We start from the raw sequence: 7510 nt of genomic DNA on the forward strand, positions 1-7510 counted from the left end.
CGACCTTGACGTCCGGTGCAAAATCGCGGTCGGCGCCGGATTCCGGATTGTGCTTCTCGCTCTCGAAACGCGGGCGCGAGGCCCGGTGCGGGCCCTCGGCATAAACCGGCGCGCCGGTCGCCTGCTTGATCCGCGCGGTGTTCGGTGAATGGTCGCGATGGGTGTGGGTGACGAAGATATGGCTCACCGTCTCGCCGCGCACGGCATCGAGCAGCGCAGCCGCGTGGGCCGCATCGTCCGGACCGGGATCGATGATCGCGACATTGCCCTTGCCGACGATGTAGCTGACCGTGCCGGTGAAGGTGAACGGGCTCGGATTGTTGCAGAGCACGCGGCGCACGCCGGGTCGGACTTCCTCGACGATGCCGGCTTTGAGCGGAAAGTTGCGGTTGAACGGGACGTCGTCATTGTCGGACATGGCTTGCTCATACCTTGCTGACTTCGTCATGCCCGGCCTTGTGCCGGGCATCCACGTTCCTCGCGCGGCCTAAGACGTCGATGGCCGGGTCATCTCGCGCGAAGACGCGCTTCGCGCTTTTGCCCGGCCATGACGTCGAAGAGTTTCCTGCCGCGTAACCTTACGAGCTAGAAGAACGCCTGAATGCCCGTGATGGCGCGGCCCAGGATCAGCGCGTGGACGTCGTGGGTGCCCTCGTAGGTGTTGACCGTCTCGAGGTTATGGACGTGGCGCATCACATGGTACTCGATCGAGATGCCGTTGCCGCCGTGCATGTCGCGCGCGACACGGGCGATGTCGAGGGCCTTGCCGCAATTGTTGCGCTTCATGATCGAGATCATCTCGGGCGCGAACTTGCCCTCGTCCATCAGGCGGCCGACGCGAAGCGAGCCCTGCAGGCCGAGCGCGATCTCGGTCTCCATGTCGGCGAGCTTCTTCTGCACGAGCTGGGTCGCGGCGAGCGGCTTGCCGAACTGCTTGCGGTCGAGCGTGTACTGGCGCGCGCGATGCATGCAGTCCTCGGCCGCGCCGAGCGCGCCCCAGGAGATGCCGTAGCGGGCGCGGTTGAGGCAGCCGAACGGCCCCTTGAGGCCGGAGACGTTGGGCAGCAGCGCGTCTTCGGGAACCACGACGCCGTCCATCACGACCTCGCCGGTGATGGAGGCGCGAAGGGAGAGCTTGCCGCCGATCTTCGGCGCGGAGAGGCCCTTCATGCCCTTCTCCAGCACGAAGCCGCGGATCTGGTTGTCGTGCGCGGCCGATTTGGCCCAGACCACGAACACGTCGGCGATCGGCGCGTTGGAGATCCACATCTTGCTGCCCGTGAGGCGGTAGCCGTCCGCGACCTTCTCGGCGCGCGTCTTCATGCCGGCCGGATCGGAGCCGGCATCAGGCTCGGTCAGGCCGAAGCAGCCGACCCACTCGCCGCTGGCGAGCTTCGGCAGGTACTTCTTGCGCTGGTTCTCGTCGCCATAGGCGTAGATCGGATACATCACCAGCGAGGACTGCACCGAGTTCATCGAGCGATAGCCGGAATCGACCCGCTCGATCTCGCGCGCGACGAGGCCATAGGCGACGTAGCTCGCATTGGCGCAGCCATATTCCTCCGGCAGCGTAATGCCGATCAGGCCGAGCTCGCCCATTTCGTTGAAGATCTCGCGATCGGTCGTCTCTTCGAGATAGGCCTTGGAGACGCGCGGCAGCAGCTTGTCCTGGGCATAGGCGCGGGCAGTGTCTCGCACCATGCGCTCGTCTTCGGTGAGTTGCTCGTCGAGCAGGAACGGATCGTCCCATTGGAAAGAAGCCGCAGCCGGCTTGTCCTTGGCCTGAGGGCGCACGCTCATGAAACGTCCTTTCGTCTGGTTCCGTCAGAAATTGCCCGACAAACTAAAGCGCCGCGGCAACAAGTGCAATTGCATCCTGGTTCGGTCATTCCGGGTCGCGCAACGGCGCGAACCCAGCAACGGCGTCGTCAGCTCTCGAGCTGTTCGTTGGCGACGATCTCGATGCCGAAGCCCGACAGGCCCTTGTAGTCGTGCACCGAGGAGGTGAGATGCCGGATCGAGGTGACGCCGAGGTCGCGCAAGATCTGCGCGCCGACGCCGACCTCGCGCCACTGGCGGTTGCGGTCGGCCTCCGTCGCCGACTCGTCCGGCAGCGCCGCCACAGGGACACCGGCCGCGCCGTCGCGCAAGTAAACCAGCACCCCTCGGCCGGATTTCTTGAAATGCTCGAGCACGGCGGCCATGCGCTTGTGCCCGGTGAAGATGTCCTTGACGATGTTCGGCTTGTGAAAGCGCGTCAGCACGTTCTTGCCGTCGCCGACGCCGTTGTAGACGAAAGCGACGTGGGCGATGGAATCGAACGGCGAACGGTAGGCATAGCCTTGCAAGGGTCCGATCGGGCTTTCGGTGACGAAGGTCGAGACCCGCTCGATCAGCTTCTCGCGCGCCTGACGGTAGGCGATCATGTCCGCGATGGTGACGTGCTTGAGCTTGTGCTTGGCCGCGAACTGCGCGACCTGCTCGCCCTTCATCACGCTGCCGTCGTCGTTCATCAATTCGCTGATGACGCCGACGGGCGGCAGGCCGGAGAGCTTGCAGAGATCGACGGCGGCCTCGGTATGGCCCGAGCGCAGCAGCACGCCGCCATCCTTGGCGATCAGCGGGAAGATGTGGCCGGGCCGGGCGAAATCGTTGGCGCCGACATTGGGATTGGACAGCGCGCGGCAGCAGGAGGCGCGCTCCTCGGCGGAGATGCCGGTGCCGCCATCAGGCTTGTAGTCGATCGACACCGTGAAGGCGGTGGTGTGCGCGGAATCGTTGTGGGCCACCATCGGATCGAGCCGCAGGCGGCGCGCGTCCTCGGTCGTCACCGGCGCGCAGACGATGCCTGACGTATGGCGGATGATGAACGCCATCTTCTCGGCGGTGCAGAGCGAGGCGGCGACGATCAGATCGCCCTCACCCTCACGGTCCTCGTCGTCGGTGACGACCACGAGCTCACCCCGGGCAAAGGCCTGCAAGACTTCCTGAACGCTATCGGGCATGTCCCAATCTCTATCGGTTATGCCGGGAGGCTTAGCCGGACTTGAGCCGGGGCGCTAGTGTCCTGGACGCAACCGCATATTCCGGGCAGCGGGCCATCGGAGGCCAGCCTTGCACCCCAGCCTTGCACCGAAGATACCAGGGATATAGGCGCAGACGGCCGGAGCGGAAGGCGGCCGACGCCGTCAGGGCAGCACTTCGCGGCGTTCGCCGAGCCGCTGGTCGAGCTCGGCGCGCTTGTCGGCCAGAAGGCCGGCCTGCGCGGCCTCAATGACCGTGAACAGCTCATGAGCGTCGCTGAGCCGGGTCACGGTGACGTAGCTTGCGCCGGCCGCATAGAGCTCGTCCACGTCCGACAGGAGATCGGCCGTGGCCACGATCAGGGCGGTCGGATTGAGCGCGCGGACGTGGCGGACCAGCTTCTCGTTGCTGGCGCCCTTCAGCAGCGAATCCGGCACGCTGAGGATGATCATCTCGGACTTGCCGACGCCGGCATGGAGCAGCGTATCCGCGCTGCTGATGTCGCCATAGATCACGTGCAGGCCGCGCGACAGCAACGTCTGGTACACATTGGGGTTGAAATCGACCACGGTGATCTGCTCGAGCAGCACCGGCGTCTGCCGTTCGATCTCGGCCAGCAGCGCGCTCGCCGCACGGAAAAAACCGAGGATGACGATACGGCGGGCCTCGCCATGGCCGCCCTCGTGCCCCTCCTCGGCATGGCCGTTGCCGTGATCGAGGTCGCGCAGGCCGATCCGCTTCAGGGGGCCGATCGCCCAGCGGGTGATCTCGTCGCTGCGGCTCATCGCAAAGGTCGAGAGCACCGCGAGCACCACGAAGGCGAAGGAGGCGGCATTCGCCGTCTGCGCTGCGATATGGTGATCGGCGACGCCGGTCTGGATCACCACCAGCGAGAACTCGGAGATCTGCGCGAGGTTCAGCGCCGGCAACAGGCTGGCGCGCAAGCCCTGCTTCATCAGATAGAGCGGCGTGAAGGTGGTGACGAGGCGGCTCACCACCGTGAAAGCCGCGATCATCAGCGCCAGCCCGATCACGGAGAGGCCGGGGACGGGAATGGTCATGCCGAGTGCGACGAAGAACAGGGTGATGAAGAAGTCGCGCAGCGTGGTGACCTTGGCGGTGACGTCGAGCGCGTAGGGAAAGGTCGAGAGCGAGACGCCGGCGATCAGGGCGCCCATCTCGCGCGACAGCGACAGCCGCTCGGCGGTCTCGGCGACGAGAAAGCACCAGGCCAGCGCGCCGAGCAGGATCAGCTCGGGCCGCCGGGCGATCTGGTGGAACAGCCGCGGCAGCACGTAGCGGCTGACCAGCAGAGCTGCGGCGACCAGCACCGCGACACGGCCGATCGAGAGCAGGATGACGCTGGCCTGCAGATTGGCAAGGCTCGGCTGCACCGCCAGAAACAGGATGGCGAAGATGTCCTGGAGCACCAGCACGCCGAGCGTGATGCGTCCTGGCAGCGTGTCGAGCTCGCGTTTCTCGTAGAGCACCTTGACGATGATGACGGTGCTCGACAGCGCGCAGGCGACGCAGAGATAGACCGCATCGAAGTGCCCGCCCCCGAGTGACAGGCCGATGCCGACGAAGAACAGGACCCCGAGCAGGCAGCCGCCGAGGAGCTGGCCGCCCGCCGCGAACAGGATCACCTTTCCCGCCCGCACGATCTTCTTCAGATCGATCTCCAGGCCGATCATGAACAGCATGAAGATCAGGCCGAGCTCGGAGATGACGCCGATCGATTCCTGCGAATGGACCCAGCCCGCGCCGAATGGACCTATGCAAAAGCCGGCGATAAGATAGGCCAGAATGAGCGGCTGCCGGGAGAAATGGGCGAGCAGGCCCAGCATCCAGGCAAACAGAATACAGAGAGTGATGTCGCGAATGAGCTCATGCATGCCAAATTGGTCCGTTTTGCCGCACCCTAGAGGCGGGTTGCGGCGCGGCAAGCGAGCAATTCGTCACATGCGAAAAGGGCTGTTCGCAGCAATGCTGCTATGTCCCCTCGCCTTTGCCGTGCCCGCCGTCGCACAATCCAAGGTCAATATTGAACAGAACTTTGCCGATTCCCTCACCGCGCTGCCGAAGGAGGAACTCGCAATCTCCGGTGGTTTCTACGTGCCTGCCTATTCCAGCGTCGCAATGAGCCAGGGCAAGCTGCGCGTCGACTTCTCGGTGACCTTGAGTGTTCACAACGCCTCCGAGACCCAGCCGCTGGTGATCAAACGCATCGCTTATTTCGACACCGCAGGCAAGCAGGTCGAGAGTTATCTGAAGGCGCCGGTGGCCGTGAGGCCGCTGGCCACCGTCTCGATCTTCATTCCGACCGACGACGTGCGCGGCGGGACCGGGGCCAATTTCCTCGTCGACTGGGCCGCGACAGGCGAGATCGCCGAGCCCGTGGTCGAGGCCCTGATGGTTGGCGGCGTCGCCAATGCGCATTACGCTTTCATCAGCCAGGGCCGTCCGACTAGGACGGCCACAAAGAAGTGAGTCCGTCCGACCCGGACGGCTAGCAAGAAGTAAGGCCGTCCGACCCGGACGGCCGGCAAGACACAAGGCTGGCCGGCGCAACGCCGGCTGGCTCAACAAGAACAAAACGAGGAACGCCCATGACGTCCAGCTTCGATTTCGCACCCCTGTTTCCGGCAGGGCTGCCGGCCCCTTCTGCGCGCTGGACCGGCCTCGCCAAATACAGTTTTGTGGGCGGCAATAACGATTCCGAACAGGTGCCGCTCGACGAGTTGATCGAAGCGACCAACACGGTGCTGCGGCGAGAGGGCCGGTCGCTCGCCACTTACGGGCTGGCGCATGGGCCGCAGGGCTACCTGCCCTTGCGCGAATTCCTGGTGACCAAGCTCAAGCGCGATGCCGGCATCAACTGCACCGTCGACGATCTCCTGATCGTGTCCGGCTCGCTCCAGGCGCTCGACCTCGTCAACGCGACGCTGCTGACCCGCGGCGACACCGTGATCTTCGAGCAGGACAGCTATCAGGGCTCGCTGACCCGCCTGGCACGGCTCGGCGTCAATGTGGTCGGCGTCCCCCTCGACAAGGACGGCATGCGCATGGACGTGCTGGCCGCGACGCTGGCCGACCTGAAGAGCCGCGGGATCCGGCCGAAATACATCTACACCATTCCGACGGTGCAGAATCCGACCGGCAGCATCATGCCCGAGAGCCGCCGCACCGAGCTGGTACGGCTCGCGACCGAGTATGGCGTGCCGATCTTCGAGGACGATTGCTATGCCGATCTCGTCTGGTCGGGGCAGCGGCCGCCGGCGATTCATGCGATGAGCCCGAACGGCGGCGTGATTCATATCGGCTCGTTCTCCAAGTCGATCGCGCCGGCGCTGCGCGTCGGCTTCATCGTGGCGCCCTGGGAGGTGATGTCGCGGATGCTGGCGCTGAAGACGGATGCCGGCTCCGGCGCGCTGGAGCAGATGGTGCTCGCCGCCTATTGCAAGCCGCATTTCGCGAGCCACGTGCCGGCCCTGACCAAGGCGCTGCGCACCAAGCTCGACACGCTGATGGAGGCGCTGAACGAGCAGTTCGGGACGGCCGCCGAGTTCGAGGAGCCCAAGGGCGGCATCTTCCTCTGGGTGAAGCTGCCCGACCAGGTCGATACGCTGAAACTCTATCAGGCCGCTCTCACCGCCGGCGTCTCGATCAATCCGGGGCCGGAATGGTCGACCAACAAGAGCCATGCCAGCTCGCGCCTCAGGCTGTGTTTTGCGAGTCCGACGCACCAGCAGATCCGCGAGGGCGTCGCCGTGCTGGCCGAGGTCTGCCGCAAGGAATTCGGGGTGCCGGCCCGGAGTGCCAATGTTGAGAAGCGGGCCTGAGGCCGCGGCCTCACGCCTCGACGTGAAACTCCACGTTGACTTGGCCGCTCCCGGAGGACGGAAAATAGTCGCAGAGCTGCTCGGCGGCGCCGCGGTAGTCGTACCAGCCAAGCGCGGCGAACAGCATGATGGTGTCGGCCATGCCGCCTTCGCCGTTGCACTTGGTGGCGTAATCCGGAAGCATGTCGAGGAATTCGCGATAGCGGCGGCTCTGCCACAGCTCGAGCACGCGCAGATCGACCTGACGGTTGAACTCGCTGGCGACCGACGTCCAGGCCTCGGGGCCCAGCTTCTTGTTCGGCCAGAGCCGATGCGAGAGCGAACCGCTGGCGATGATTGCGACGCGTTCACCGGATTCATCGATCGCGCGGCGGGTCGCTTCACCGAGGATCCGGCTCTCCTCGAAGGAGGTGAATAGCGGCGAGGCGACCGAGACGACCTTCGCGAAGCCGTCCCGGTTCAGGTAGTGCATCGGCACGACGGTGCCGTATTCGAGCCCGAGGCTGGCCACCTGATGGGCGATCACGTTCAGGCCGGCGTCCCCGGCCCTATCAGCGATGGCTTCGGCCAGGCGCGTGTCGCCCGGCAAATCGTAGCGCAGATCCTGGATCATCTGCGGCGCCTCGTGGCTCGTGAACGAGCCG

The 7510-nt window shown here is 65.2% G+C and carries 7 protein-coding genes; 2 read left to right on the forward strand and 5 right to left on the reverse strand.

Annotated elements, in window-relative coordinates:
• The 4 genes from IC66_RS0133500 to IC66_RS0133515 all read right to left on the reverse strand — a co-directional run.
• Positions 1–418, reverse strand: a 418-nt coding sequence (locus IC66_RS0133500; RefSeq protein ID WP_038950570.1) for an MBL fold metallo-hydrolase, incomplete at its 3' end; no start/stop codon positions are given.
• Positions 419–585: 167 nt separating this feature from the next.
• Positions 586–1800 (reverse strand): acyl-CoA dehydrogenase, encoded by a 1215-nt coding sequence (locus IC66_RS0133505; RefSeq protein WP_028144024.1) that lies wholly within the window; start codon positions 1798–1800, stop codon positions 586–588.
• 128 nt (positions 1801–1928) lie between these two features.
• Positions 1929–3005: a 3,4-dihydroxy-2-butanone-4-phosphate synthase gene (gene ribB / locus IC66_RS0133510; RefSeq protein ID WP_038950571.1), complete on the reverse strand. Its 1077-nt coding sequence runs from the start codon at positions 3003–3005 to the stop codon at positions 1929–1931.
• A gap of 183 nt (positions 3006–3188) precedes the next feature.
• Positions 3189–4919, reverse strand: coding sequence for a cation:proton antiporter (locus IC66_RS0133515; protein WP_028144026.1), 1731 nt, complete (start codon positions 4917–4919; stop codon positions 3189–3191).
• Between the two features lie 67 nt (positions 4920–4986).
• On the opposite strand from IC66_RS0133515, the gene IC66_RS0133520 reads away from it, so the two are divergent.
• Positions 4987–5514, forward strand: a complete 528-nt coding sequence (locus IC66_RS0133520) for a DUF3124 domain-containing protein (RefSeq protein ID WP_028144027.1) — start codon at positions 4987–4989, stop codon at positions 5512–5514.
• 119 nt (positions 5515–5633) lie between these two features.
• Entirely contained in the window at positions 5634–6866 is a 1233-nt protein-coding gene (locus tag IC66_RS0133525) for an aminotransferase-like domain-containing protein (RefSeq protein WP_028144028.1), read from the forward strand.
• Between the two features lie 10 nt (positions 6867–6876).
• Here the strand turns inward: IC66_RS0133525 and hpaD are convergent.
• The coding region (gene hpaD / locus IC66_RS0133530; RefSeq protein WP_038950572.1) for a 3,4-dihydroxyphenylacetate 2,3-dioxygenase at positions 6877–7510 on the reverse strand (634 nt) is incomplete at its 5' end.

It is taken from the genome of Bradyrhizobium genomosp. III (assembly GCF_000261705.1).
GTDB classification, from domain to species: domain Bacteria; phylum Pseudomonadota; class Alphaproteobacteria; order Rhizobiales; family Xanthobacteraceae; genus Bradyrhizobium; species Bradyrhizobium ottawaense.

Bases quoted from the DNA above. Each gene is read 5' to 3' on its own strand.
- IC66_RS0133525 (WP_028144028.1), top strand. From the start codon at position 5,634: ATGACGTCCAGCTTCGATTTCGCACCCCTGTTTCCGGCAGGGCTGCCG.
- IC66_RS0133505 (WP_028144024.1), bottom strand. From the start codon at position 1,800: ATGAGCGTGCGCCCTCAGGCCAAGGACAAGCCGGCTGCGGCTTCTTTC.
- IC66_RS0133515 (WP_028144026.1), bottom strand. From the start codon at position 4,919: ATGCATGAGCTCATTCGCGACATCACTCTCTGTATTCTGTTTGCCTGG.
- ribB (WP_038950571.1), bottom strand. From the start codon at position 3,005: ATGCCCGATAGCGTTCAGGAAGTCTTGCAGGCCTTTGCCCGGGGTGAG.
- IC66_RS0133520 (WP_028144027.1), top strand. From the start codon at position 4,987: ATGCGAAAAGGGCTGTTCGCAGCAATGCTGCTATGTCCCCTCGCCTTT.